Raw genomic sequence first — 23,325 nt, forward strand, 5'->3', positions numbered from 1 at the left:
GGCCAGGGCCCGGCACGCGGACCGCAGGGACCGGCGCGCGCGCCGCACCATGCGCCGACGCACCACCAGAGCCACCTGCCGCATGAAGAGCGCCAGCCGCGCCACCATGGCAACAGCCACAGCCCGACGCAAGCCGACGCGGTGGCGCACCTGCGGGCCGAAGCCGTGGCCGGCGGTGATGGCCAGCCCGATCCGTTGCGCACCAGCGTCGACAGCCTGGGTGGCGGCCGCGGACGTCGCGGCGGCGGTGGCGGCTACGGCGGCAACCGTTCCGGCGGTGGCGGCCGTTCGGGTGGCGGCGGTCGCTCGGGCGGCGGCTACGGTGGCGGCGGTGGCTACGGCGGTGGCGGCGGTGGCCGCTCTTTCGGCCGCTGAATCTCAGCGACCCCCGCTTCTCCGACAAAAAGGGCGCGCTGCGCCCTTTTTCTTTTGGCCTTGAGCGCCGGCCTCCGGCAACGGGTGCCGGATGGCGCCGATCGCCGCGGCCCGAGCGCGCTCAGCTCAAGCGAGCGCCGGTCTGTCGGTCGAACAGGTGCACGCTGTCGCTGCCGATCATCAGCCCCACGATCTGGTCCGGCTGGGCATCGACCCGGCCATGCACCGCGAGGATCAGTTGGGCCCCGCCGACCTCGACCAGCAGCTCGGTCTCGGCGCCGGTCGGCTCGACCACGATCACCTTGGCCGGCACGCCGCTCGAGGCATCCGACAAGGTGATGTCCCCCGGCCGCACGCCATAGTGAACCGCCTGCCCGTCGATGGCCGAGGTGGCGACCGGTGCCGGCCACGATGCGCCCTGCGCCTCGACGCGGCATTGCCCGTTGGCGCGCCGCACCGTGCCCTCCAGCACGTTCATCGACGGCGAGCCGATGAACTGGGCGACGAACAGGTTGTCGGGCCGGTCGTAGAGCTCGAGCGGCGTGCCGATCTGCTCGACCGCGCCGTCGTGCATCACGACGATGCGGTCGGCCATCGTCATCGCCTCGATCTGGTCGTGGGTGACATAGACGGTGGTGGTCTTGAGCCGCTGGTGCAGCGCCTTGATCTCGGCGCGCATCGCGACCCGCAGCTTGGCATCCAGGTTGGAGAGCGGCTCGTCGAACAGGAACACCTTCGGGTCGCGCACGATCGCTCGCCCCATGGCGACCCGCTGCCGCTGACCGCCAGACAGCTCGCGCGGATAGCGCCCGAGCAGCTGGTCGAGGTTGAGGATCTTCGCGGCATCGGCCACGCGCTTGTCGGTGAGCGCTTTCTCGGCCTTGCGCAGGCGCAGGCTGAAGCCCATGTTCTCGCCGACCGTCATGTGCGGATACAGCGCGTAACTCTGGAACACCATCGCGATGTCGCGGTCCTTCGATTCGAGCTCGTTGACGACGCGGCCGTCGATCATGATCTGGCCGCCGCTGATGTCTTCCAGGCCGGCCAGCATGCGCAGCAAGGTGGACTTGCCGCAGCCCGAGGGCCCGACCAGCACCACGAACTCGCCGTCATCGATCTCGAAGCCCAGGCGCTCGATGATGCGGGTCTTGCCATAGGACTTCTGGACATCGCGAAAAGTGACTGAAGCCATTTTTTTCGTCTCTTTCTCTCTCTGTTGGCCCGGCGAAGCCCGGGCCTGTTCGGGGGACACCGCGGAACCGGCTTTGCCGGGCCGCCGGTGTCGCCCCCTGAAAGGGGGTGGGCGCCCGGACACGAAGTGCCGGGCAACCTGGGGGTCAGCTCTTCACCGCGCCAGCGGTGATGCCGCCGACCATGTAGCGCTTGAACGTGTAATAGATCGCCGCGGGCGGCAGTGCATAGATGAGACCGGTCGCCATCAGCAGCTCCCAGGGCGAATCGTCGGCCGCGAGAAAGTTGCCGAGCGCCACGGCCAGGGTCACGCTGCGGTCGTTCGACAGCAGCAGGAAAGCGTAGAGGTACTCGTTCCAGGCCAGCAGCAGCGCATAGGTTCCGACCGCCACCAGCGAGGGCACCATCAACGGCAGGTAGACCAGCCGGAACAGCTGCAGCGGCGATGCGCCGTCCATGCGCGCCGCCTCGTCGAGCTCGTAGGGCAGCTTGTCGGAGGCCTGCTTGAGCACCCAGATGCAGTACGGCGAGGCGATGGTCACCATCGCGAGGATCAGCGCCCACTGGCTGTTGAGCAGGCCGTAGTTGCCCATGGTCTTGTACATCGGCACGGCCAGGAAGGCGGCCGGGATGAAGTAGGTGAAGAGCGCCATGTTCATCACCGTGCGGCCACCGCGCACGCGCAGCCGGCTGATCGCGAAGGCCGCGGTGGTGGCGACGAACAGCGTGATCGCCCCGACAGCCACCGCAATGAACAGCGAGTTGCCCAGCTGCACCCAGAAGTGATCGAGGTAGAAGTGCTTCTGCTGGAACACGGTGCTGAAGTTGTCGAGGGTCGGCGACTTCGGCCAGAGCCGGCCGCTGGTCGCGGTGCCGCGCGGCGAGATCGCGAACAGCACCATGTGGTAGATCGGGATCAGCGTCCACAGCAGCACCGGGATGCCGATCAGCAGCAGCTTGGCTTCGTTGCCCGCCGACTTGAGAGTCCAGCGCTTGCGGCTCATTTCGACAACCTCTTCATCATGAAATAGACCAGGGGCAGGATCAACGGCATCGCGACCACGATGGAGGCCATCGACAGGTCGACCTGATCGAGCCGCAGATAGCGGATGCCAATGGTCGCGAGCACGTGCGTCATGTCGGCCGGGCCGCCGCCGGTCAGCAGGTAGACGCTGTTGAAGTCGCCCAGCGTCCAGATCATCGACAGGATCAGCGAGGTGACATAGAGCGTGCGCAATGCCGGCCAGCTGATGAAGCGGAACTTCTGCCACGAACTGGCGCCATCGACCGAGGCCGCCTCGTACTGCTCGCCCGGTATCGCGAGCCGCCCCGCCACCAGGATCAGGGTCCAGAACGGCAGCGACTTCCAGATGTGCATCAGCATCGAAAAGCTCAGGGCCAGGGTCGGCTCGTTGAGCCAGTTGGGGCCGTCGAGGCCGGTCAGGTGGAAGATGGTGCTGTTGATCACGCCCCACTCGGGATTCAGCATGAAGCGCACCGAGAGAATGGTCGGGATCGACGGCACCGCCCAGGGCAGGATGAAGATCCCCGCGAGGATCTTGATCCACCAGCGCGACTGCACGAAGAAACCCGACAGCACCAGCGCCACGAGCATCTTGATGTTGATCGCAACCACCAGGAAGACGATGGTGTTGATCACCGAGCGGAAGAAGATCGGGTCCTCGACCAGGTGCACGTAGCTCTGCGGATGGCGTGCCAGCCAGAGGCCGTAGCACACCGGATAGAGCACGAAGACCAGGAACACCAGCAGGTAGGGAACGACCATCAGCCGCCCCCAGAACTGCCAGCGTCCGAGCTTCGCGGGAGACGCCGCGGCACTGCCGGCCACGGTCACGGCGTTGGCTGTGGAACTCATGGTCGGCTTCCGCTTCAGCTCAACGCGCGACCGTCTTGATGCGCTCGATCATCTCGTCGACCGCCTTGTCCACCGGCACCTTGTCGCTCACGATGCGGTTCATCGCCTTGGCCCAGACGTTCTCGTTGTTGAGGATCGTGAACTTGTAGTTCTTGGTGAATTCGAAAGTCACGGTGCCGGCCGCGTACTGGTTGAACACCGACTTGCGATGCGGATCGGCCTGCCAGAACGGGCTCGCCTGCCCCGCCTTGGTGACCGGGAACCAGCGGCCCAGCGAGCCTTCGACGTAGGGCGTGAGGTTCTCTTCCTGCAGCAGGAAGGCGACGAACTCCTTGGCGCGCTGCTTGTTCTTGGCTTCCTTGAACACCACGCCGGTCTTGACCGCGGTGCGGTAGACCATCTTGCTGCCGTCGGGCTTGTTCGGGAAGCCCGCGGTGCGGATGCGCTCGGTGTAGTTCTTCTTGGCCTCCTCGCGCTGCTCGGGCGTGAGCGTCGCGTTGTTGGAGTCGTCGAGCCACTTGGCAGGCAGCGAGATGGTCGCGTTGTGCGTCATCACGGTGGTCTTGTTGTTGAAGGCGACGTTGTTGTCCGGGTCTTTCCAGCTGGTCGAGGACGGCGGCGTGCAGCCCGTCAGGTAGGGCTTGGTGTAATCGGTCATGGCCGCGACCAGGCCGGCGCGCACGGCCGGGTCGTCGACCAGCAGCTTGCCGCTGTCGCTGACCATCTTCACGTTGTAGGCGTCGGCGAAGGTCAGGAAGGAATAGAACGAATCGCTCGAATCCACGCCCATCGGCATGCCGATGCCGAAGTTGCGCTTGCCGCTCTTCTGGCGGCTGGCCGGCTGCACCTTCTCGCACCAGAACGACCAGTAGTCCTTCCAGCCCGTCGGGATGTCCGACTCCTTGAAGCCGGCCTCGCCGAGCATGTCGATCCAGTATTCGATATGCATCGTCTGCTGCTTGATCGGGAAGGCGTAGTAGGCCTTGGCCTTGGTCTTGTCGTCGTAGAGGAAGGTGGTCTCGATGGTGTTGGGCGCGAAGCGGGAGGCGATCGGCGCCATGACGCTGCTGATGTCCTCCAGCTTGTCGTCGAAGGCCCACTTGCCGGTGACCTGGAAGTCGTAGACGTCGGCATAGGCGACGTCGGGCGGGCTGCCCGAGTCGAGCGCCGAGACGGTCTTCGGGATCATGTCCTGCACGGGGTACTGGGACAGCTCGACCTTGACGCCCTTGTGCTTGTCCTCGAACTTCTTGATGGCGGCGAACAAGGCATCGTCCTCGGCCTTGTAGAAGCCCTTGACCCACCAGACGGTGAGCTTCTCCTGCGCCGAAGCCTGGCCGGCGACCGTGAGGCCCAGGGCCATCATCGCCGGGACCACGAGTGCTTTGAATTTCATGTGTCTTGTCTCCTTCTTCTTGCAGCTGAACAGCTCGGTGCACGAGCGGGGTGGGTAAGGGAAATCTCGGCGAGCCTCAGACGGCCGCCCGCAGGCGCGGCGGCGGACGCGACAAGCGGGGCAGCCGGCGGCGCGAGCCCAGCACTTCGTCGATGTCCTGGCGGGCGCCGTCGATCAGCTTGATGATGGCCCGCTCGGCCCGTGCGGGATTGCGGGCGATGACGGCGTCGAGCACCGCGCGATGCAACGGCAGCGACTGCGCTGGGCCGTCCTTCTTGACGGTCGAGATCTCGAAGCTGGTGCGCAGCAGCGCATGCAGGGCCTTGCTCATCTGGGCCAGCATGCGGTTGCGGGCGCTGCGCAGCAGGCCGTTGTGAAAGCGCAGGTCGAAAGTGACATAGTCGCCGCCGAATTCCACCGCGTGCTTCATGCCGGCATAGGCGGCCTCGATCTCCTCGATGTCCTCGGGCGTGGCGCGTTCAGCGGCCAGCCGCACGGCGGCGGGTTCGACCGCGCGCCGCAGGTCCTGCAGGTCGCGCAGGAACTCGGGCGTGAGGCCGGCCCGGGCCTGCCAGGTGATCACGTCGGGGTCGAACCAGTTCCAGTGCTCGTCGGGCAGCACGCGGGTGCCGAGCTTGGGCCCGGTGACGATCAGACCCTTGGCCACCAGGGACTTCACGGCCTCGCGCACCACCGTGCGGCTGACGCCGAAGGCCTCGCAGAGCAAGGGCTCGGCCGGCATCGGCGTGCCGACCGCGTACCGGCGCGAGACGATCGCCTCCCCCAGCAGATCGAGCGTGCGGCCATGGGTATTCTTGGCCATGGGCGTGCCGCTCAGGCGGCGACCGGCGTCAACAGCGGCTGGCCGGCGAAGTGGGCGCGCAGGTTGTCGAACACCAGCTGGCCCATGGCTTCGCGCGTCTGCCTGGTGCCGCTGCCGATGTGCGGCGTCAGCACCACATTGGGCAGCGCGCGCAGGGCCTCGGGCACGTTCGGCTCGTTGGCGAAGACATCGAGCCCGGCGCCGGCGATCGTGCCGTGGCGAAGCGCGTCGATGAGTGCCTCTTCGTCGACCACGCTGCCACGCGCCACGTTCACGAGGTAGCCCTCGGGGCCGAGCGCCTTCAGCACGCGGGCATCGATCAGGTTCTTGGTGGCGGCGCCGCCCGGGGTGATCACGACCAGGAAATCGACCGCCGCGGCCAGCGAGACCGGATCGGGATGGTAGGTGTAGCCGACGCCGGCGCGCGGCGAGCGCGCGGTGTAGGCCACCGACATCTTGAAGGCCAGGGCGCGCTCGGCGATCGCCTGGCCGATGCGGCCCATGCCGACGATGCCGAGCCGGCCGCCCGTGACCTTTCGGCTCAACGCGATCGGGCCATGCGTCCATTCGTTGGCGCGCACGAAACGGTCGGCTTGCGGAATGCGGCGTGCGGTGGCGATCAGCAGGCCGATGGCGAGGTCGGCCACGTCGTCGTTGAGGACCGAGGGCGTGTTGGTGACGGGCACGCCGCGCTCGCGCGCGGCCGGCACGTCGATGCCGTCGTAGCCGACGCCGAAGACCGAGATCACCTCGAGGGCCGGCAGCTGCGCGATCAGTTCGCGCGGCACCTTGGCCTCGCCGTTGGCGACCACCCCGCGGATCCGCGGCGCCACGGCGGCGAAGGCGGCCGGGTCGCTGAGATGGATGCGGTCGTGCAGCGTGTAGTGCTGCCGCAATTGCTCCAGCAGGAAAGGCATCAACGGTGCGACGAGCAGCAGCTCGGGCCGTGCGGCGTTTTCTGGGGTCAATTCATCTCCTGCTGAAACCATCCGTGCGCAAATGCACCCTTCGGCAGCGCCGGTCAACGGCCGCTGTTCGATCGAATCATATGATGATTGAAATGACAGTCGCGCAGGACAAACCCTGATGGCGAAGCGACGGCGCTAGCGCGCCGCGTTCACCGTGCGCTTCACGAAGCGCCCCGCGCGCGCACCCGTCGCGCGGCCTTCGGCCGTGTAGCTCAACACCCCATTGACCCAGACCCGCTCGATGCCTTCGCTGAACTCGCGCGGCCGCTCGAAGGTCGCGCCGTCCTTCACGCGCTGGGGATCGAACAGGACGATGTCGGCCATGTAGCCGGCCTTGAGCAGGCCGCGTTCGCCGATGCGGAAGCGCGCCGCCGACAGGCCGGTCATCTTGTGTACCGCCTGCTCGAGCCGCAGCAGGCCCTTCTCGCGCCAGTAGTTCGCCAGCACGCGCGGAAATGCGCCCCACAGCCGCGGGTGCGGCCGCTCGTCGTGCGGCAGGCCGTCGGAGCCGATCATCGCCAGCGGATGCGTCACGACGCGCTGCACGTCGTCCTCCCGCATCTGGAAGTAGCAGGCGTTGCCTGGCTTCAACCGGCGCGCGGCATCCTGCTGGGAGACGCCCCACTGCGCCGCGATGTCGGCCAGGTAGCGACCGCCGACCTCGGGATGCGGCTGGCTGCCGGTGATCAGGATGTCGATGATGCCGTCGACCAGGTCCTCGCGCAGCACGGTCGAACCGGCGGTGTACGGGTAGACGTCCATGCCGATCTCCTGGCCGCGCGCCAGCGCTTCGATGAACGGCAGGGTCTCGCGTGTGCGGCCCCAGTTGGCGGGGCCGGCGCACTTGTGGTGCGAGATCACGAGCGGCAGGCCGGACTGGCGCGCGGTCAGCGCGGCCTCCTGCAATGCAGGCAGGATGCCGGCCAGCTCGTCGCGGATGTGGGTCGCGTAGACGCCACCGTTGCGCGCCGCCACGCTGGCGACGGCGACCAGTTCCTCGACGTTGGCCGCGAAGGCCTCTTCGTAGAATACGCCCGAGGACAGGCCCAGGGCGCCCGCATCCATGGCCTCCTGCATGGCGGCTGCCATCGCCGACCGCTCGGCCTCGTTGGCGGGCCGGTCGAGCACCGCCATGTGGCGCATCCGCAGCGCCGTGTGGCCCAGCAGCGCGGCGACGTTGACGGCCGGCCGCGCCGCATCCACGGCCTCGGCATAGGCCCGCATCGTCGCGTGGCGGAACTGGCCCCGGCCCAGCAGCGACAACGGCGCCCCGGGCGAGTCGGTCACCATCGGCGCCAGCGAGATGCCGCAGTTGCCGACGATCACGGTGGTCACGCCCTGCGAGATCTTCGGCAGCATGTCGGCCTTCTCGATCGCGGCCGCGTCGTCGTGCGTGTGGACATCGATGAAGCCGGGCGCGACGACCAGGCCGGTGCATTCGATCTCGTCCACCGGCGCTTGCGCGCGCAGGTCCGCGAGGCATTCGGGCGGCGTCCGGCCGGGCGCCGCGACCGACACGATGCGCTCGCCGGCCAGCAGCACATCGCCCTGCCAGCCCGGCGTGTCGCTGCCATCGACGATCGTGCCGCCCTTGAGCAGCGTCGCGCGTCCGGCGCCCGCCGCGTGCTTGTCTTGCATCGTCATTGTTCGTCTTCGAAAGCTTCCGAGGCGCCGGAATACTCGGCGCTGTCGAAGCCGTGCTTGTGGAGCAGCTGCTTGAACTGCTGCAGGCCGCGCGTCGCGACCGGCCCGAGCTTCTGTGCCAGCCGGACCATCAGGATCTCGATCACCACCAGGTGCGCGAGATAGGCCTCGGTGCCGACGCGCATCACGGCGTCCTGCGGCACCGACACCGCGATCACCAGGTCCGCGGCCTCGGCCAGCGGGGTCTCGGGCTGCGTCAGCGCCACCACGGTGGCGCCCTGCGAGCGTGCGAAGCGCGCGGCCTCCAGCGTGTAGGGCATGCGGCCCACGTGCGAGATCACGAAGGCCACGCCGTCGGGTCCGAGCGTGCTCGCCGAGACCAGCTGCTGGTGGGCGTCGAAGATGGCGTTGGCGGTGCAACCCAGCCGGAACAGCCGGCTCTGCAGTTCGTTCGCCATGAAGGTCGAGGCGGCGCCGACCGAATAGCAGTCGATGCGCCGGGCTTGCGCCAGACGGTTCGCGACCCGGTCGAGCACGTCGACGTCGATGCGCCGGCCCAGCTCGGTCAGCGAGGACACGGCCGCATGAACGATCTTGCTCGCGACGTCGCCCGCACTGTCCTCGGCCAGCACGCTGCGGTGCAGGTAGGAGCCCGTGACGGCCAGGTCTTGCGCCAGCGCCAGCATGAATTCACGCACCGACTCGAAGCCGAAGCTGCGGCAGGTCCGCACGATGGTCGGCATCGAGACACCGGCCTGCTGCGCGAGCTGCTCCACGGTGGCGGCGACGGCGGCGCGCGGATCCTCGAGCACGCACTGGACCACGCTGCGCTGCGCGGCCGGCAGCTCGTCCATGCGCTCGCGCAGGCGCTGCAGCAGATGGATGGAAGCGTTGTGGGTCGCCGTCATCAGAAGCGCGTGCTGATGGCGCCCGTGACCGCCATGTCGTCTTCGACCAGCGCCAGCCAGCGCCACTTGTCGAAGGTCGTGCAGGGGTGCGAGATGCCGAGCGCCACCCGGTCGCCGACCTGCGGCCGCACGCCTGCGGGATCGAAGCGCAGATAGGCGTGCTGGTCATTGAGGGCGCTGATCTTCCAGCCAGTGGGCGCTTCGGCTGCCGCTCGCGCGCCGCGCGGCGCATGGCGCACCGGGATCGGCATCTCCAGGTCGTAGGAGATGTCGCGGCGTCCGCAGGTCAGCAGCGCCAGCCCGGGTTCGGGCACCGACTGCACCATCGTCCAGACTTCGAGGGCCGCGCGCAACGATGCGTCCAGCCCTTCGCGCTGCTCGACCTGCTTCAGGAAGCGCGCGTAGTTGCCGTTGTCGTGCGTGACGTAGCAGCCCGAGCGCAAGACGCCCTGCACCGGCCGCGACAAGCCCTGCGCGCGCAGCAGCGGCACGACCAGATCGAAGACCGCCGAGCCGCCGGCCGTGAGCATCACGGGGCCGTCGCCGAAGAGGCTCTCCGCATCGCAGCGGCGGGCCACCTCCAGGACGCGGCCCACCAGCGCCGTGACCTCGCGCGCATCGTGTTCGCTGTCGCAGCGGGCCAGCCCGCCTTCGTAGCACTCGATGCCCCCGAGCTGAACGACCGGCGAGCGCGCGATGGCGACAGCCAGCGCGAGCGCTTCTTCGAGCGTGCGGCAGCCGGTGCGCTGGCCGGGGATGCCGACTTCCAGCAGCACGTCGAAGCAGCGCCGGGAGTCCCGGCGCCGCGCCCAGTCCTCGATCAGGGCGAGCTGCGCGAGCGAATCGACCAGGAACCACACGCGCAGGTCGCTGTGGCCGGCGAGCAGCATGTCCAGTCCGTCGAGGTCGGCATCGCACAGCACCTGGTTGGCGATGATCGCGTTGCGCGCACCCGCTTCAACGCCGACGGCGAGCTGGAAGATGGTGGCGAAGGTCAGGCCCCACGCGCCGCCGGCCAGTTGCTGCGCAAACAGCTCGGGCGACATGGTGGTCTTGCCGTGCGGCGCCAGCGCAATGCCCTTGCGCTGCGCGTAGGCCTGCATCCACGCGATGTTGTGCACGAGCGCGGAACGCTGGATGACGGCGAGCGGGTACGACAGGTCGTCGGCCAGCACGTTCCACCCTTTCTCGCCGATGTCGGCCGCGCGGCAGGGCGCGGCCTCGAGCGGATAACTCTTGCTGCGGTGGTCGAGGATCGGATCTTGGGTCATGGTGTGCGAAGCTTACTCAAAGGTCGTCGCGCCAGCAGGCATGCCAGTGGCCAGTCTGCACCTCGCGCAGCTGCATGTCGATGCTCGCGCAGCGCGCCTCGGCCAACGGGCAGCGGGTGCGGAAGACGCAACCCGAGGGCGGATTCGCCGGGCTCGGCAGGTCGCCCTGCAGCAGCGGCACGACGCGGCGCTGGGCCGGGTCCGGAATCGGCGCCGCCGCCAGCAGGGCGCGCGTGTAGGGATGGCGCGGATTCGCATACAGCGCCTCGGTGGGCGCGATCTCCATCACGCGGCCGAGGTACAGCACGACCACCCGGTCGCAGAGGTACTCGACCACGTCGAGATCGTGGGAAATGAACAGCAGCGTGAGGCCCAGCGCTTCCTTCAACTCGCCGAGCAGGTTGACCACCTGGGCCTGGATCGATACGTCCAGCGCCGACAGCGGCTCGTCGGCGACGATGAACTGCGGCTCGACCGCCAGCGCCCGCGCGATGCCGATGCGCTGGCGCTGGCCGCCGGAGAACTCGTGCGGAAAGCGATCGGCATGCTCGGGGCGCAGCCCCACCTGCTGCAGCAATTGCTGGATGCGCGGCTTGCGCGCCGCACCCTTGGCGAGCCCGTGCGTGTCCAGCGCTTCGGCCAGCACGTCGCGGATCCGCATGCGCGGGTTGAGGCTCGCATACGGGTCCTGGAAGATGATCTGCACCTTCGAGCGCAGCGGCCTGAACTGCGACTGCGACAGCCGTGCCAGGTCCTGCGGCGCCGCGTCGGAACCCTGCGCCTGGTACAGCATCTCGCCGCCGGTCGGGTCGACCAGGCGGGTCAACAACCGGCCGATGGTGCTCTTGCCCGAACCCGATTCGCCGACCAGGCCCAGCGTCTCGCCCTTGCGGATGTCGAAGCTCACGTCGTCGACGGCACGCACCGGATGGCTGCCCTTGCCGAAGTATTTCTTCAGCTGGCGGATCTCGAGCAGGTTGTCGCTCGCCAATGTCGCGCTTGTCGTCATTCGGTAACCTCCACGCTTCGCGTTGCGGTATTCGCCTTGGGGGCGGCCCGGCGGCTCATGCCGCCATCTCCTCGGTGAATCCGATGCAGCGCACCATGCGCTCGCCGCCCGTGGTTTCGAGCCGCGGCATGCACGCATCGCAGGCCTCTCGGCGGAAGCTGCAGCGCGGTGCAAAGGCGCAACCGGGCGGCGGCGCGAACGGGCTCGACACCTGGCCCGGAATGGCCACCAGCTGCGCTCGCTTGCCCGCAACCACCGGCGAGCCTCGCCGCCGCGCCACGCCCGGCAGGCAGGCCAGCAGCCCGCGCGTGTAAGGATGCGCGGGCCGCGCGAACAGCTCGTGCACCGGCGCCGATTCGACGATGCGCCCGGCATACATCACGGCCACCGCATCGGCGTACTGCGCAACCACCCCAAGGTTGTGGGTGACGAACAGCATGCTCATGCCGGTCTCCTTCTGCAGCCGGCCCATCAGGGCGAGGATCTGGGCCTGGATCGTGACGTCGAGCGCGGTGGTCGGCTCGTCGGCGATCAGCAGGGTCGGGTTGCAGGCCATCGCCAGCGCGATCATCACGCGCTGGCGCATGCCGCCCGAGAGCTGGTGCGGATACTCGTTGACGCGCTGTGCCGCGGCCGGGATCTCGACCAGCTCGAGCATGCGCTGCGCATGCGCGTGGGCGGCCTTGCGGTCGAGCTTGAGGTGCAGGCGCACCGATTCGGCGATCTGCTCGCCGATGGTCAGCACCGGATTCAGGCTGGTCATCGGCTCCTGGAAGATCATGCCGAGCTCGTTGCCGCGCAGCGCGCGCTTCTCCCATTCCGGCATGTCGAGCAGGTTCACGCGGCGGCCGTCGCGCCTGACGAACCAGGCCTGGCCCTCGACCTGCGCATGCGAGGTCTTGGCATGCAAGCCCATCAGCGTGAGGCTGGTGACCGACTTGCCCGAGCCCGATTCGCCGACCAGCGCCAGCGTCTGGCCGGGGCGGATCGCGAACGAGACGTCGGCCACGCTCTGGATGCGGCCGGCCTCGGTGGCGAAGGAAGTCGACAGGCCCTGCACTTCGAGCCGCGCTGCGGCCATGGTCGTGTTCATGCGGCTTTCCTCAACTTGGGATCGAGCAGATCGCGCACGCCGTCGCCGAGCATCTGCAGCGACAGGGCCGTGAGCACGATCGCGAGGCCCGGACAGAAGATGGTCCAGAACGCGCGGTCGGCATAGTCGAGGCTGCCCGCGATCATCGTGCCCCAGGTCGGGATGTCGGGCGGCACGCCGACGCCGAGGAAGGACAGGCCCGCCTCGGCCAGGATGGCGTAGGCGAAGATGAAGGTCACCTGCACCAGGATCGGCGACATCAGGTTCGGCAGGATGTGCTTGCACAGGATGCGCGGCGTGCGCACGCCGAGCGCCCGTGCCGCGTCGACGAACAGCAGTTCGCGCAGCACCAGCGTGGTGGCGCGTACCACCCGCGCCACGCGCGGCGTGTAGACGATCACCAGCGCCAGCATCACGTTCCACAGCGAGACGCCGAGGATCGACACCAGCGCGATGCCGAGCAGGATGTCGGGGAAGGACATCATCGCGTCGACCACGCGCATCAACGGCGCATCGAGGCGGCGGAAAAAGCCCGCAAGCATGCCCATCAAGGTGCCGAACAGCACCGCGCCCGCGGCCGTGACGAAGCCGATCAGCAGCGAATAGCGAGCGCCGTGCACGATGCGCAGCATGACGTCGCGGCCCAGCTCGTCGGTGCCGGCCCAATGGACGAGCGAAGGCGCATGCAGGCGCTGGCCGATCTCGATGGCACCGGGGTCGGCATCGGACAGCATCGGGTACAGCAGCGCGACACCGACCACCAGCAGCAGCACCAAGGCCGCGGCCGCCACGATCTTGCGCGCGAACAGGCGGCGGGCCACCGGCATCGCACTGCACAACCAGGAAAGAACTGCGGCTTTCATTTGCCCTCCAGCCGGATGCGCGGATCGACCAGCGTGTAGACGAAATCGACGCCGAGGTTGATGAAGACGTAGATGGCGGCGATGACCAGCAGCGTGCCCTGGATCACCGGGTAGTCGCGCCGGAGCACCGCGCGCACCACCAGGTTGCCGACCCCGGGCAGGTTGAAGACGGTCTCGGTCACGACCGTGCCGCCGATCATCAGCGCCAGCGTCAGGCCGAGCACCGTGACGATCGGCACCAGCGCATTGCGCAGCACGTGCTTGACCATGATCACGTGCTCGGGCAGGCCCTTGGCGCGCGCGGTGCGCACGTAGTCCTCGCCGAGGATGTCGAGCATCGAGGCCCGCGTGAAGCGGATGATCAGCGCCGAATTCAGCAGGCCCAGCACCAGCGCCGGCAGCAGCAGGTGCTGCAGCCGCTCGTGCAGCGACGCGCTCGGGTCGCCGTAGCCCGAGGCCGGGAACCAGCCGAGCTTGACCGCGAAGAACTGGATCAGGATCAGGCCGAGCCAGAAACTCGGAATGCTGGCACCGAGCATCGCCACGCCGCTCACCGCCTGGTCGGCCGCGCTGCCGCGCCAGATCGCAGCGGCCATGCCGGCCGGAATGCCGATCAGCGCCGCGATGCTCACGGCGAACAGCGCCAGGAACAGCGTCGGCTCGGCGCGCTCCAGCAGGGCCTGCGCCACCGGCCGCTGCAGGAACAGCGACTGGCCAAGGTTGCCTTGCAGCAGTTCGCCGACCCACAGCATGAACTGGGTCGGCAGCGGCTTGTCGAGCCCGTACTGGATGCGGGCCTTCGCAATGTCGGCGGTGGTCGCCTGGTCGCCGAGCAGCAGCGCCACCGGGTCGCCCGAGGCCAGCCGGGTCAGCGCGAAGACCAGCACCGCGACGATGGCGAGCACCACCAGGGCCCCGGCCAGGCGGGTCAGCAAGAAGCGCAGCATGGAGCGTTCCGTGTCGGCTTACTTGGCCAGGCCGGTGTTCCAGAAGAAGGGCCAGATCGCGGGCGTGTAGCCCTCGAGCTTGGCCGAGCGCGCCGACAGCCCGTTGAACTTGCCGACCTCGATGAAGGGCACCTCGTCATACACCGTCTGCTGCACCGCACCCCACAGCGCGCCGCGCTTGGCGGGGTCGGTTTCCTGGTTGAAGGCCTCCAAGCTCGACTTCTTCGCGGCCGAGTCCCACCAGCCCGGCGCGTCGTCGCCCAGTTGCGGCGGCGACAGCATCGGCTCCGGGAACAGGCCCGAATGCGTGAAGTACACGTCCCACAGCTTGGCGTCGTTGCGGCGCTGCACCAGCGTGGCCCAGTCGACCACCTGCAGGTCGGTCTTGAAGCCGGCCTTCTTGAGCTGCTCGGACATCACCAGCGCCATGTTGTAGTGGAACTCGTACTGGCGGCTGGCCATGATCCGGATCGGCTGGCCGTTGTAGCCGGCCTTCGCCGCGGCTTCCTTGGCGGCTTGCGGATTGCGCGCGTTGTAGACGGTGCTGCCGGCCGCCGCGTAATACGGCGTGCCCTTCGGGAAGAAGTTCGGCTCGACCACGAAGAAGCGGTTGTCGCCGAAGCCGGCCGCCATCAATTCGCCCTGCCCGACCGCGGTCTGCACCGCGCGGCGCAGCGGCTGCGAGGCCAGCACGCCTTCCCTGGTGTTGAACACGATGTAGGGGAAGCCGAAGTTCTTGGTCACGATCGGCACCACCGCCGGCGCGCCCTTCTCGATCCGGCCGATGGCCTCGACCGGCAGCAGGTCGGCGTACTGGAACTGGCCCGAGAGCGAGCCTTCGACGCGCGTGTTGGCGTTCGGCACCGGCACGAAGCGCAGTTCGTCGAGCAAGGCTTCGCGCCGGCCGGCATAGCCGCTCGGCGCCTCCTTGCGCGCGCTGTAGCCGTCGAAGCGGGTCAGCACCGTGAACTGGTCGGGCCGGCGCTCCTTGAACTTGTAGGGGCCGGTGCCGATGAATTCCTTGAGCTGCGGCGCGATGCTTTCCTTGGCCATGATGGCGGCCATGCCGCTCGGCAGCGCCAGTTGCGCCAGCAGCGGCGCGTACGGGTTCTTCAGCTTCAGCTCGACGCTGAGCGGACCCTTGGCGGTCAACGACGCGACCTCCTTGCCGACCGACTTGCCGCGCGGCGAGAGTTCCATCCAGCGCTGCAGCGAAGCCACCACGTCGTCGGCATTCAAGTCGCGCCCGTTGTGCAGCTTCACGCCCTTGCGGATCGCGATGGTGTAGCTCAGGCCGTCCTTCGAGACCACCGGCATGCCTTCGGCCAGCATCGGCGCCACGTGCCAGTTGGCATCGAAGGTATAGAGCGGCTCGTAAACGTGCTGCATGATCGTGCCAACCAGGTCGGCGGTGCTGACCATCGGGTCGAGGCCCTGCGGCTCGCCGACCATCGCGAGGTTGGCGGCGCCGCCCTTGGGCAGATCGGCGTGCGCCACGCCGGCCCCCAGGCCGAGCGCCACGGCGGTGGCGAGCGCCCCCGTGAAGCTTCGCCATGGCGACGCGCGCAGGGGCTTCAACCAGGAAAAACCAGATGTGGCTACAGTGTTGGCGGACGATTGCATCGCGGCTCCGTGAGTAATAACATTACATCGGCAATCGTATTTCTCTGCGATTTGCGCGTCAAACTGGTGTTTACCCTTAATTTTTTTGTAATTCTCTTACAAGTTGATCTTCATGTCTCACGTTGAAATGCTCGGCCAGTCGCCGATCGCCTCCGACCGCCAAGCCCGCCCCCTGTCCCCCGCCACGCGCGCCGGCGACTTCGTCTTCGTCTCCGGACAGGTGCCCACGGACGACCAGGGCCAGGTCATCGTCGGCGGCATCGAGGCCCAGACCCGCCAGGTGTTCAAGCGCATCGAGCAGGCCCTCGCGCTGGCCGACTGCACGCTGGCCGACATCGCCAAGGTCAGCGTCTGGCTCAATGACGCGCGCGACTTCGGCAGCTTCAACCGCGTGTACATGGAATGCCTGGGCGACCATCGGCCCGCCCGTTCGACCGTCGAGTCCCGGCTGATGATCGACGCCAAGGTCGAGATCGACGTCACGGCCTACAAGCCGCGCGGCTGAACCCTTCACCGGAGCAGAACCTGATGACGCACGGACACCTCGTTGCCGTCGACTGGGGAACCAGTTCGCTGCGCGGCGCCCTGCTCGATGCCGACGGCCGCGTGCTCGAAGAGCAGAGCCACCCGCGCGGCATCCTGAGCGTCAAGCCGGGCGGTTTCACCGCGGTGTTCGAAACGCTGTTCGCCGACTGGATGCGCCCGCACGGCACCCGCTGCCTGATCTCGGGCATGGCCGGCAGCAAGCAGGGCTGGGTCGAGGCGCCGTATTGCGCCTGCCCCGCCGGCCTGGCCGAGGTACGCCGCAAGATCCTCGAGATCGAACCCGGACGGATCTCGATGGTGCCGGGCCTGAGCGACAGCCACGACGGCGTGCCCGACGTGATGCGCGGCGAAGAAGTCCAGATCTTCGGCGCCATGGCGCTGACCGGACTGCGCGACGGCCTCTTCGTGCTGCCTGGCACGCACAACAAGTGGGCGCGCGTGAAGAACGGCATGGTGACCGGCTTCCGCACCTTCATGACCGGCGAGTTCTATGCGCTGCTGAGCCAGCACTCGATCCTGGCCCGCACGCTCGACACCTCGGCCGCACTCGACGAGGCCGCGTTCCTGCAGGGCGTGACGCAGTCCGACAATGGCCAGGGCCTGCTGCACAACGCCTTCGGCGCACGCACGCTGGCCCTGTTCGACCGCATGCCGGCGCGTGAACTCTCGAGTTACCTGTCGGGCATCCTGATCGGCGAGGAACTGCGCACCCAGTCGGTCCATTCCGCGGTCGAGGTGGTGCTGATCGGCGCGCCCGCACTCACGCAGCGCTACCTGCTGGCGCTGCAGGCCGCCGGCAACCAGGCACGCACGCTCGGCGCCGAAGCCACCTGGGCCGGCCATCACGCACTTCATTCCTGGAACCACAGAAGACCATGAGCTCCGCAACGACCCGATTTTCCGCCGCCATGCAGGCGCTTCCGCTGGTGGCGATCCTGCGCGGCCTGACCCCGGCCGAGGCGCCGGCCGTGGGCGACGCGATCGTCGACGCCGGCTTCCGCCTGCTCGAGGTGCCGCTCAACTCCCCGCAGCCGCTCGAGAGCATCGCGCTGTTGCGCCAGCGCTTCCCGCAGGCATTGGTCGGCGCCGGCACCGTGCTGAACGCGCAGCAGGTGCGCGAGGTGCATGCGGCCGGCGGCGAACTGATCGTGGCACCCAACTTCAACGCCGAAGTGATCGCAGAAGCGGCCCGGCTCGGCCTCGTGAGCCTGCCCGGCGTCATGACCCCGACCGAGGCCTTCGGCGCCCTGGCCGCGGGCGCCACCGGACTCAAGCTCTTTCCGGCCGAGCTGGCCTCGCCGGCGGTGGTCAAGGCCCTGCTCGCGGTGCTGCCGAAGGGCACGCCGCTGATGCCGGTCGGCGGCATCACGCCCGACAACATGGAGGCCTGGCGTGCGGCCGGCTCGGCCGGCTTCGGCATCGGCTCGGCGCTCTACAAGCCGGGCAAGAGCCCGGCCGCGGTGCGCGAGGACGCACTGCGTTTCGCCGCCGCGTTCCAGCGCGCGCTGCGCACCTGAATCCACTTCGAGCCCAGCCCATGTCCGCAGATTCCGACTACGCCAGTCCCGCCGTCCGCACCCTGCGCCAGGACCTCGCGCTCGCCTTGCGCGCCGCCGCGCACCACGGCCTGTCCGAAGGCGTGTGCAACCATTTCAGCGTCATGCTGCCGGGCGCCCAGGACCGCTACCTGATCAACCCGCGCGGACTGCACTGGAGCGAGATCGGTGCCGACGACATCGTGCTGATCGATGTCCATGGCGAGGTGCTTGCGGGCCGTCATCGGGTCGAGCCGACCGCCCTCTTCATCCATGGCGCGGTGCATCGCATCACGGGCCATGCGGTGGTGCTGCACTGCCACATGCCCTACGCCACGGCGCTGACGCTCACGGCCGATCGCGCGCTCGACCCGACCCTGAGCCAGAACGCGATGCGCTTCATGCACCGGATCGCGATCGATGCCGAGTACAACGGCCTGGCGCTCGACGACCGCGAGGGCGAGCGCATCGCCCGCGCGATGGCCGGCAAGGACGTCGCCTTCCTCGCCAACCACGGCGTGGTGGTGGCCGGCGCCGCCATCGCCCACGCCTACGACGATCTCTACTACCTCGAGCGCGCCTGCCTGCACCAGGTGATCGCGCAGTCCACCGGCCGGGCGTTGCGGCCGGTCGATGCCGCGCTGGCGGCGCAGGTGGCGGCCCAGATCCAGGGCGAACGGGAACAGTCCGAGCTGTTCTTCGAGGCCCTCAGGCGCCTGTTGCCGGCGCCGCGAAGCGCTCAGCTCGCATAGGCCGGCGCATCGGCCGACAGGCCCTGCTTGACCTGCCGGGTCAGCGCATCGGCCAGCACCTCGAACTGCCCGGCCTCGAGCGCCGCGAAGGTCTGCTGGACCACCTCATCGGGCGAGGCCTTGGGGCCCGGGATCTTGCGGGTCATGTCGGTGTCCATGAAGGCGACATGCAGGCTCAGCACCTGCGTGGCCTGCTCGCGCAAGGCCGTGCGCAGGCCGTTGCTCAACGACCAGGCGGCCGACTTCGAAGCGCTGTAGGTGGCGGAACCCGGCAGGCTGAGCCAACTCAGCACCGACAGCACGTTGATGACCGCGCCGCCGCCGTTGGCGGCCAGCACCGGCGCGAAGGCGCGGGCCAGCGCCCAGGGGCCGAAGAAGTTGGTCTCGAATTCGGCCCGTGCCGCGTCGAGGCCGTCCGCAGGCCCGAGCAGGCTGACGCCGCGCGAGATGCCGGCGTTGTTGATCAGCAGCGTGACATCGCCGCAATCGCGCGCCGCGGCCTCGGCCTGCTCGGGCCGGGTGACGTCGAGCGCGATCGGATGCACGCCGGCCAGCGTGATGCTCTTCGGGTCGCGCGCCGCCGCATAGACCTTTTTCGCGCCGGCGGCGAGAGCGGCCTTCGCGAAGGCCAGGCCGAGGCCGCGGTTGGCGCCGGTGATGAAGACGACGGAGTCCTTGAGGTTCATGTCGAGCTTTCGAATGGGTTGAAGAAAATCAGGAAGCCTGGAGCCGGCGCAGCAGCGCGCTCGTGCTGCGCGGCCAGCCGACGCGGCCGAACCAGGCCCCGCCGGCGATCGCCGAGGCGATGACGACGCCGTACACCACGAGCGCCACGCCCTGCACCGCGAAGACGTGCAGCAGGTCGCCGCCCCAACGCAGCGCCAGCCAACCGCCGACGCCGGCCACGATCAGGCGCGCGAGGTTGCCGAGCACGGGCCACAGCAGACGGCCCGCGCCCTGCGACGCGAAGTACAGCACCAGCCCGACGCCGAAGAAGCCGTAGAACGGCCCCACCGCGCGCAGGTACTGCGAGCCGGCCTCGAGCATCGCGGGATCGTTGCCGAAGAGCAGCAACCAGGGCCGCGGGAACAATGCCGCGGCGAGGCCGATCGCGCCCGAGAGCGCGAAGGCGATCGCCGCACCGGCCCAGGTGGCGCGCAGGGCGCGCTCGCGCTGCCCGGCACCGATGCAGGTGCCGACCATCGCGACCAGCGGTGCGCCGAGGCCGAACACCAGCGGCACCAGCAGGTATTCGAGCCGCGACGCGGTGCCGTAGCCGGCGATCGCACCCGGACCGAAGTGGCCCGTCAGCGCGGTCGCGATGCCGATCGACAGATTGGTGGCGACAGTGGACACCGCCCCCACCAGGCCGATGCGCAGAATGTCGCGGAACAGCGGCCAGCGGAAATGCACCTTGGCCCACGACGGCTTCAGCAGGCTGCGCGGCGATTGCAGATAGATCCACAGCGCGAGCGTGCCGCCAAGGTAGTACACCAGCAGCGCCACCGCGCCGCCCGCGATGCCGAGGCCCGGGATCGGGCCCCAGCCGAAGATCAGCAGCGGCGACAGCGGGATCAGCACCGCCACACCGGCCACCGTGACCTTGGCCGGCACCGCCATGTTGCCGGTGCCGCGCACCACGGCGGCCAGCGAGTTGAACAGCCACACCAGCACCGCGCCCGCGAAGGCCACGTGCGAATAGATCAGTGCCGCCTCGAGCGAGGCGCCGGTGCCGCCCATCAGCGTGAACAGCCAGCGCCCGCCGAGCAGCATCGCCAGCATGAACAGCAGGCCGAAGCCGACCGCGATCGCGATCGCGTGCAGCACCAGCGCATCGGCATCGTCGCGCCGGCGCGCGCCCAGCGCGCGGGCGATCGAGGAGGCGATGCCGCCGCCCATCGCGCCGGCCGAGGTCATCTGCATCAGCATCACGATCGGGAACACCAGCGCCATGCCGGCCAGCGCATCGGTGCCGAGCTTGCCGACGAAGAAGGTCTCGATCAGGCCGACCGAGGCCTGCGCGACCATCACGACCACGTTGGGGGCGGCCAGCCGCAGCAGCGTCGGGACGATCGGCGCCTCGAGCAGCCGCCGGGTGCGCGGGTCCAGGGCCGTCATGCCAGCGCCCTTCCCGCCAGCATCGGCCGTGCCTCGCGGATCGGCAGGTTGACCAGCGCCGCGCCGACGGCCAGCACGATGTCGATGGCCCAGACGATGTCGTAGCTGCCGGTGGCCTGGAACACGTAGCCGCCGAGGAAGGCGCCGAGGAAGCCGCCGACCTGGTGCGCCAGCATCACGATGCCGAACAGCATCGCCATGTTGGCGGGCCCGAACATCTTGGCGACCAGGCCCGCGGTCGGCGGCACGGTCGACAGGAAGGTCACGCCCATCACGGCCGCGAAGACCAGCATCACGGCCGGCGTCTTGGGCGCCAGCAGGAAGACCAGCACGGCCAGGCCGCGGGTCGCATAGAGCAGCGCCAGCAGCGACTTCATGCGCCAGCGGCCGACCGCCCAGCCCATCGCCAGGCTGCCCACGATGTTGAAGAGGCCGATCATGCCGAGCGCCCAGCCGCCGATCTCGGGCGGCAGGCCGCAGGCCGCGACGACGCCCGGCAAGTGGGTGGCAAGAAAGGCGACATGGAAGCCGCAGACCAGGAAGCCGAGGCTCAGGTAGCGGTAGCTCGGCGTCGCGATCGCCTGGCCGATCGCCTGGCGCGCGCTGAGCGGCCGGGCGCCGCTGGCGGCGGCCGATTGCGCTGCGAGATGCGTCGAGTTGCCCTTGAGCACCCACACCGCCGGCAGCGCCAGCAGGATCAGGATCGCCAGCCATTGCATCGCGCTGGCCCAGCCGACCGCGGCCATCAGCCCGATCGCGATCGGCGCCATCGCGAACTGGCCGAAGGAGCCGCCCGCGTTGACCACGCCGGTGGCCAGGCCGCGCTTGTGGGCCGGCACCAGCCGCGTTGTGGCCGCCATCAGCACCGAGGGCCCGGCCATGCCCGCGCCGCCCGCGGCCAGCACGCCGATCGCGAAGATCAGGCCGGCGGTGCTGGTCATCAGCGGCGTGATGAAAGTACCCAGCGCCACCAGCAGCACGCCGAAGAAGATCACGCGGCCGGTGCCGATGCGGTCGGCCACGGCGCCGGCGAAGGGCTGCGTGAGGCCCCACCAGAGCTGGCCGAAGGCGAAGGCCAGGCTGATGCTGCCGATGCCCAGGCCGGTCGCGGTATTGAGCGAGGACAGGAAGAGCCCCATGGTCTGGCGCACGCCCATGGTCAGCGCGAAGGCGCCGGCCGCGGCCAGCAGCACCAGCCAGACGGCATGGCGGGCGACGGGCGTCGTGCCCGCGGTGGTCTTGTCATTCATCGAACTCTCCTTCGGCGATCTCGTCCGTGCCCTGCAGCGTCGCGATGCTCTCGTCGACCAGCTGGTGCAGCGCCAGCACGCGCTCGATGCCGAGCAGCGCGTTGAGCTTTTCCTGCGCGTCGCGCCAGTGGCGCTGCGCCTCGGTGCGCTTCTGGCGGCCGTCGTCGGTGATCTCGACCAGCTGGCTGCGCGCATCGGGACCGTCGCTCTGCATGAGCCAGCCGGCGACGACCATCGGCTTGAGGTTGCGCGTCAGCGTCGAGGCGTCGACCCCCATCGCCTTCGCCAGGTCGACCGGACGGATCGGTCCGAGGTGCAGCACATGCGACAGCAGCGAGTACTGCGTGGTCTTGAGGCCGCTCTTGGCGACCTCGGCGTCATAGAGGCGCGAGACCTGCCGCGCCAGGTGCCGCAGCCGGAAATTGGTACAGCCCTGGGGCTTTGCGATGGCATTCATGGCGACAATTGTAGCTACAATCATTGCATATGCAACTGTTAGGGGAAATTGAATGACATCGACGGATCAACTGGCCGCCTGGATCGCCGAAGAAGCGGCCATCACCGAACGCCTGGACGCGGGGCCCGGCCCCGGCGTGGCGCGGCCGGAGCAGGTCGCGGGCAAGACCGGGCTCGAGATGATGCAGGCCATGCTGCGGGCCGAGATCCCCTATGCCGCGATCGCCAAGACGCTGTCCTTCCAGCTGATCGAGGTCGGTCCGGGCCGCGCGGTATTCCAGGGCGCGCCGAAGGCCGAGCACCTGAATCCGCTCGGCACCATCCACGGTGGGTGGTTCGCGACACTGCTCGATTCGGCGCTGGGCTGCGCCGTGCACACCCTGATGCCGGCCGGCCGCGGCTACACCACGGCCGAGCTCGGCGTGAACCTGGTCAAGGCGCTGACGCCCAAGGTGCAGCGCGTGCGGGCCGAGGGCAAGGTGCTGCACTGCGGCCGCCAGCTGGCCACCGCCGAGGCCCGCATCGTCGGCGCCGACGGCACCCTGTACGCGCACGCCACGACCACTTGCCTGGTCTTCGAGCTGCCCAGCCGCTAAAGCCACTTGTCCCGCGATTTCCTGGGTGCATCGCGCAGTCGGCCAGCGACTGCCATTGATTATGATTCGCATTGGCGAGCGCGCA

23 protein-coding genes and 1 pseudogene are annotated in these 23,325 nt (G+C 68.8%); 6 read left to right on the forward strand and 18 right to left on the reverse strand.

Going from position 1 to position 23,325, the window contains the following annotated elements:
* Window positions 1–375 (forward strand): annotated as a pseudogene (locus AC1DYD_RS19250) (DEAD/DEAH box helicase); the annotation flags it as partial.
* Between the two features lie 121 nt (window positions 376–496).
* On the opposite strand, the gene AC1DYD_RS19255 reads toward AC1DYD_RS19250, so the two are convergent.
* The 14 genes from AC1DYD_RS19255 to AC1DYD_RS19320 form a co-directional block, all read right to left on the reverse strand.
* The gene (locus tag AC1DYD_RS19255; RefSeq protein ID WP_478174353.1) at window positions 497–1,567 is read right to left on the reverse strand and encodes an ABC transporter ATP-binding protein; all 1,071 of its coding nucleotides are present in this window, start codon (window positions 1,565–1,567) and stop codon (window positions 497–499) included.
* A gap of 145 nt (window positions 1,568–1,712) precedes the next feature.
* Entirely contained in the window at window positions 1,713–2,570 is an 858-nt protein-coding gene (locus tag AC1DYD_RS19260) for a carbohydrate ABC transporter permease (RefSeq protein WP_478174354.1), read from the reverse strand.
* Entirely contained in the window at window positions 2,567–3,442 is an 876-nt protein-coding gene (locus AC1DYD_RS19265; RefSeq protein ID WP_478174355.1) for a carbohydrate ABC transporter permease, read from the reverse strand. Before AC1DYD_RS19265 ends, AC1DYD_RS19260 begins: the two co-directional genes overlap by 4 nt.
* Window positions 3,443–3,461: 19 nt before the next feature.
* The gene (locus AC1DYD_RS19270) at window positions 3,462–4,838 is read right to left on the reverse strand and encodes an ABC transporter substrate-binding protein (RefSeq protein WP_478174356.1); all 1,377 of its coding nucleotides are present in this window, start codon (window positions 4,836–4,838) and stop codon (window positions 3,462–3,464) included.
* 76 nt (window positions 4,839–4,914) lie between these two features.
* Complete coding sequence (locus tag AC1DYD_RS19275; RefSeq protein ID WP_478174357.1) at window positions 4,915–5,661, reverse strand: FadR/GntR family transcriptional regulator; 747 nt, start codon at window positions 5,659–5,661, stop codon at window positions 4,915–4,917.
* 11 nt (window positions 5,662–5,672) lie between these two features.
* A complete protein-coding gene (locus AC1DYD_RS19280) occupies window positions 5,673–6,578 on the reverse strand; it encodes a 2-hydroxyacid dehydrogenase (RefSeq protein ID WP_478174452.1) in 906 nt (301 codons plus the stop codon).
* Between the two features lie 186 nt (window positions 6,579–6,764).
* The gene (locus AC1DYD_RS19285; RefSeq protein ID WP_478174358.1) at window positions 6,765–8,273 is read right to left on the reverse strand and encodes an N-acyl-D-amino-acid deacylase family protein; all 1,509 of its coding nucleotides are present in this window, start codon (window positions 8,271–8,273) and stop codon (window positions 6,765–6,767) included.
* A complete protein-coding gene (locus AC1DYD_RS19290) occupies window positions 8,270–9,181 on the reverse strand; it encodes a MurR/RpiR family transcriptional regulator (protein WP_478174359.1) in 912 nt (303 codons plus the stop codon). The genes AC1DYD_RS19285 and AC1DYD_RS19290 overlap by 4 nt, the downstream gene beginning before the upstream one ends.
* Window positions 9,181–10,452, reverse strand: coding sequence for an amino acid deaminase (locus AC1DYD_RS19295; protein ID WP_478174360.1), 1,272 nt, complete (start codon window positions 10,450–10,452; stop codon window positions 9,181–9,183). Before AC1DYD_RS19295 ends, AC1DYD_RS19290 begins: the two co-directional genes overlap by 1 nt.
* Window positions 10,453–10,468: 16 nt before the next feature.
* On the reverse strand, window positions 10,469–11,461 hold the full coding sequence (locus AC1DYD_RS19300; RefSeq protein ID WP_478174361.1) for an ABC transporter ATP-binding protein: 993 nt from the start codon (window positions 11,459–11,461) through the stop codon (window positions 10,469–10,471).
* A 55-nt stretch (window positions 11,462–11,516) separates the two neighbouring features.
* Complete coding sequence (locus AC1DYD_RS19305) at window positions 11,517–12,554, reverse strand: ABC transporter ATP-binding protein (protein ID WP_478174362.1); 1,038 nt, start codon at window positions 12,552–12,554, stop codon at window positions 11,517–11,519.
* Window positions 12,551–13,417, reverse strand: a complete 867-nt coding sequence (locus AC1DYD_RS19310) for an ABC transporter permease (protein WP_478174363.1) — start codon at window positions 13,415–13,417, stop codon at window positions 12,551–12,553. The genes AC1DYD_RS19305 and AC1DYD_RS19310 overlap by 4 nt, the downstream gene beginning before the upstream one ends.
* Window positions 13,414–14,364, reverse strand: a complete 951-nt coding sequence (locus tag AC1DYD_RS19315) for an ABC transporter permease (RefSeq protein WP_478174364.1) — start codon at window positions 14,362–14,364, stop codon at window positions 13,414–13,416. Before AC1DYD_RS19315 ends, AC1DYD_RS19310 begins: the two co-directional genes overlap by 4 nt.
* A gap of 18 nt (window positions 14,365–14,382) precedes the next feature.
* The gene (locus AC1DYD_RS19320; RefSeq protein ID WP_478174365.1) at window positions 14,383–15,987 is read right to left on the reverse strand and encodes an ABC transporter substrate-binding protein; all 1,605 of its coding nucleotides are present in this window, start codon (window positions 15,985–15,987) and stop codon (window positions 14,383–14,385) included.
* Window positions 15,988–16,099: 112 nt separating this feature from the next.
* Between AC1DYD_RS19320 and AC1DYD_RS19325 the strand changes: the two genes are divergently transcribed.
* The 4 genes from AC1DYD_RS19325 to AC1DYD_RS19340 are packed head-to-tail and all read left to right on the forward strand — an operon-like array spanning window position 16,100 to window position 18,820.
* Entirely contained in the window at window positions 16,100–16,492 is a 393-nt protein-coding gene (locus tag AC1DYD_RS19325) for a RidA family protein (RefSeq protein WP_478097372.1), read from the forward strand.
* Window positions 16,493–16,515: 23 nt separating this feature from the next.
* Window positions 16,516–17,412 carry a 2-dehydro-3-deoxygalactonokinase gene (locus AC1DYD_RS19330; RefSeq protein WP_478174366.1) on the forward strand — a complete coding sequence of 299 codons (897 nt, stop codon included), beginning with the start codon at window positions 16,516–16,518 and terminating at the stop codon, window positions 17,410–17,412.
* The gene (locus AC1DYD_RS19335) at window positions 17,409–18,050 is read left to right on the forward strand and encodes a 2-dehydro-3-deoxy-6-phosphogalactonate aldolase (RefSeq protein WP_478174367.1); all 642 of its coding nucleotides are present in this window, start codon (window positions 17,409–17,411) and stop codon (window positions 18,048–18,050) included. The genes AC1DYD_RS19330 and AC1DYD_RS19335 overlap by 4 nt, the downstream gene beginning before the upstream one ends.
* A 20-nt stretch (window positions 18,051–18,070) precedes the next feature.
* Window positions 18,071–18,820 (forward strand): aldolase, encoded by a 750-nt coding sequence (locus tag AC1DYD_RS19340; RefSeq protein WP_478174368.1) that lies wholly within the window; start codon window positions 18,071–18,073, stop codon window positions 18,818–18,820.
* Here AC1DYD_RS19340 and AC1DYD_RS19345 read toward each other — a convergent pair.
* The 4 genes from AC1DYD_RS19345 to AC1DYD_RS19360 are packed head-to-tail and all read right to left on the reverse strand — an operon-like array spanning window position 18,808 to window position 22,645.
* Complete coding sequence (locus AC1DYD_RS19345; protein WP_478174369.1) at window positions 18,808–19,506, reverse strand: SDR family oxidoreductase; 699 nt, start codon at window positions 19,504–19,506, stop codon at window positions 18,808–18,810. The genes AC1DYD_RS19340 and AC1DYD_RS19345 overlap by 13 nt on opposite strands.
* Window positions 19,507–19,534: 28 nt before the next feature.
* Window positions 19,535–20,938 (reverse strand): MATE family efflux transporter, encoded by a 1,404-nt coding sequence (locus AC1DYD_RS19350; RefSeq protein WP_478174370.1) that lies wholly within the window; start codon window positions 20,936–20,938, stop codon window positions 19,535–19,537.
* Complete coding sequence (locus AC1DYD_RS19355) at window positions 20,935–22,188, reverse strand: MFS transporter (protein WP_478174371.1); 1,254 nt, start codon at window positions 22,186–22,188, stop codon at window positions 20,935–20,937. The genes AC1DYD_RS19350 and AC1DYD_RS19355 overlap by 4 nt, the downstream gene beginning before the upstream one ends.
* A complete protein-coding gene (locus AC1DYD_RS19360) occupies window positions 22,181–22,645 on the reverse strand; it encodes a MarR family winged helix-turn-helix transcriptional regulator (RefSeq protein ID WP_478174372.1) in 465 nt (154 codons plus the stop codon). The genes AC1DYD_RS19355 and AC1DYD_RS19360 overlap by 8 nt, the downstream gene beginning before the upstream one ends.
* A 52-nt stretch (window positions 22,646–22,697) precedes the next feature.
* Between AC1DYD_RS19360 and AC1DYD_RS19365 the strand changes: the two genes are divergently transcribed.
* Window positions 22,698–23,240, forward strand: coding sequence for a PaaI family thioesterase (locus AC1DYD_RS19365; RefSeq protein ID WP_478174373.1), 543 nt, complete (start codon window positions 22,698–22,700; stop codon window positions 23,238–23,240).
* The last annotated feature ends 85 nt before the right edge of the window (window positions 23,241–23,325 follow it).

Source organism: Variovorax sp. P4_B11 (assembly GCF_056402355.1).

What these genes read in the sequence shown, in the direction of transcription:
- AC1DYD_RS19255 (WP_478174353.1), bottom strand. Translation starts at nt 1,567, where the DNA reads ATGGCTTCAGTCACTTTTCGCGATGTCCAGAAGTCCTATGGCAAGACC.
- AC1DYD_RS19260 (WP_478174354.1), bottom strand. Translation starts at nt 2,570, where the DNA reads ATGAGCCGCAAGCGCTGGACTCTCAAGTCGGCGGGCAACGAAGCCAAG.
- AC1DYD_RS19265 (WP_478174355.1), bottom strand. Translation starts at nt 3,442, where the DNA reads ATGAGTTCCACAGCCAACGCCGTGACCGTGGCCGGCAGTGCCGCGGCG.
- AC1DYD_RS19270 (WP_478174356.1), bottom strand. Translation starts at nt 4,838, where the DNA reads ATGAAATTCAAAGCACTCGTGGTCCCGGCGATGATGGCCCTGGGCCTC.
- AC1DYD_RS19275 (WP_478174357.1), bottom strand. Translation starts at nt 5,661, where the DNA reads ATGGCCAAGAATACCCATGGCCGCACGCTCGATCTGCTGGGGGAGGCG.
- AC1DYD_RS19280 (WP_478174452.1), bottom strand. Translation starts at nt 6,578, where the DNA reads ATGCCTTTCCTGCTGGAGCAATTGCGGCAGCACTACACGCTGCACGAC.
- AC1DYD_RS19285 (WP_478174358.1), bottom strand. Translation starts at nt 8,273, where the DNA reads ATGACGATGCAAGACAAGCACGCGGCGGGCGCCGGACGCGCGACGCTG.
- AC1DYD_RS19290 (WP_478174359.1), bottom strand. Translation starts at nt 9,181, where the DNA reads ATGACGGCGACCCACAACGCTTCCATCCATCTGCTGCAGCGCCTGCGC.
- AC1DYD_RS19295 (WP_478174360.1), bottom strand. Translation starts at nt 10,452, where the DNA reads ATGACCCAAGATCCGATCCTCGACCACCGCAGCAAGAGTTATCCGCTC.
- AC1DYD_RS19300 (WP_478174361.1), bottom strand. Translation starts at nt 11,461, where the DNA reads ATGACGACAAGCGCGACATTGGCGAGCGACAACCTGCTCGAGATCCGC.
- AC1DYD_RS19305 (WP_478174362.1), bottom strand. Translation starts at nt 12,554, where the DNA reads ATGAACACGACCATGGCCGCAGCGCGGCTCGAAGTGCAGGGCCTGTCG.
- AC1DYD_RS19310 (WP_478174363.1), bottom strand. Translation starts at nt 13,417, where the DNA reads ATGAAAGCCGCAGTTCTTTCCTGGTTGTGCAGTGCGATGCCGGTGGCC.
- AC1DYD_RS19315 (WP_478174364.1), bottom strand. Translation starts at nt 14,364, where the DNA reads ATGCTGCGCTTCTTGCTGACCCGCCTGGCCGGGGCCCTGGTGGTGCTC.
- AC1DYD_RS19320 (WP_478174365.1), bottom strand. Translation starts at nt 15,987, where the DNA reads ATGCAATCGTCCGCCAACACTGTAGCCACATCTGGTTTTTCCTGGTTG.
- AC1DYD_RS19325 (WP_478097372.1), top strand. Translation starts at nt 16,100, where the DNA reads ATGTCTCACGTTGAAATGCTCGGCCAGTCGCCGATCGCCTCCGACCGC.
- AC1DYD_RS19330 (WP_478174366.1), top strand. Translation starts at nt 16,516, where the DNA reads ATGACGCACGGACACCTCGTTGCCGTCGACTGGGGAACCAGTTCGCTG.
- AC1DYD_RS19335 (WP_478174367.1), top strand. Translation starts at nt 17,409, where the DNA reads ATGAGCTCCGCAACGACCCGATTTTCCGCCGCCATGCAGGCGCTTCCG.
- AC1DYD_RS19340 (WP_478174368.1), top strand. Translation starts at nt 18,071, where the DNA reads ATGTCCGCAGATTCCGACTACGCCAGTCCCGCCGTCCGCACCCTGCGC.
- AC1DYD_RS19345 (WP_478174369.1), bottom strand. Translation starts at nt 19,506, where the DNA reads ATGAACCTCAAGGACTCCGTCGTCTTCATCACCGGCGCCAACCGCGGC.
- AC1DYD_RS19350 (WP_478174370.1), bottom strand. Translation starts at nt 20,938, where the DNA reads ATGACGGCCCTGGACCCGCGCACCCGGCGGCTGCTCGAGGCGCCGATC.
- AC1DYD_RS19355 (WP_478174371.1), bottom strand. Translation starts at nt 22,188, where the DNA reads ATGAATGACAAGACCACCGCGGGCACGACGCCCGTCGCCCGCCATGCC.
- AC1DYD_RS19360 (WP_478174372.1), bottom strand. Translation starts at nt 22,645, where the DNA reads ATGAATGCCATCGCAAAGCCCCAGGGCTGTACCAATTTCCGGCTGCGG.
- AC1DYD_RS19365 (WP_478174373.1), top strand. Translation starts at nt 22,698, where the DNA reads ATGACATCGACGGATCAACTGGCCGCCTGGATCGCCGAAGAAGCGGCC.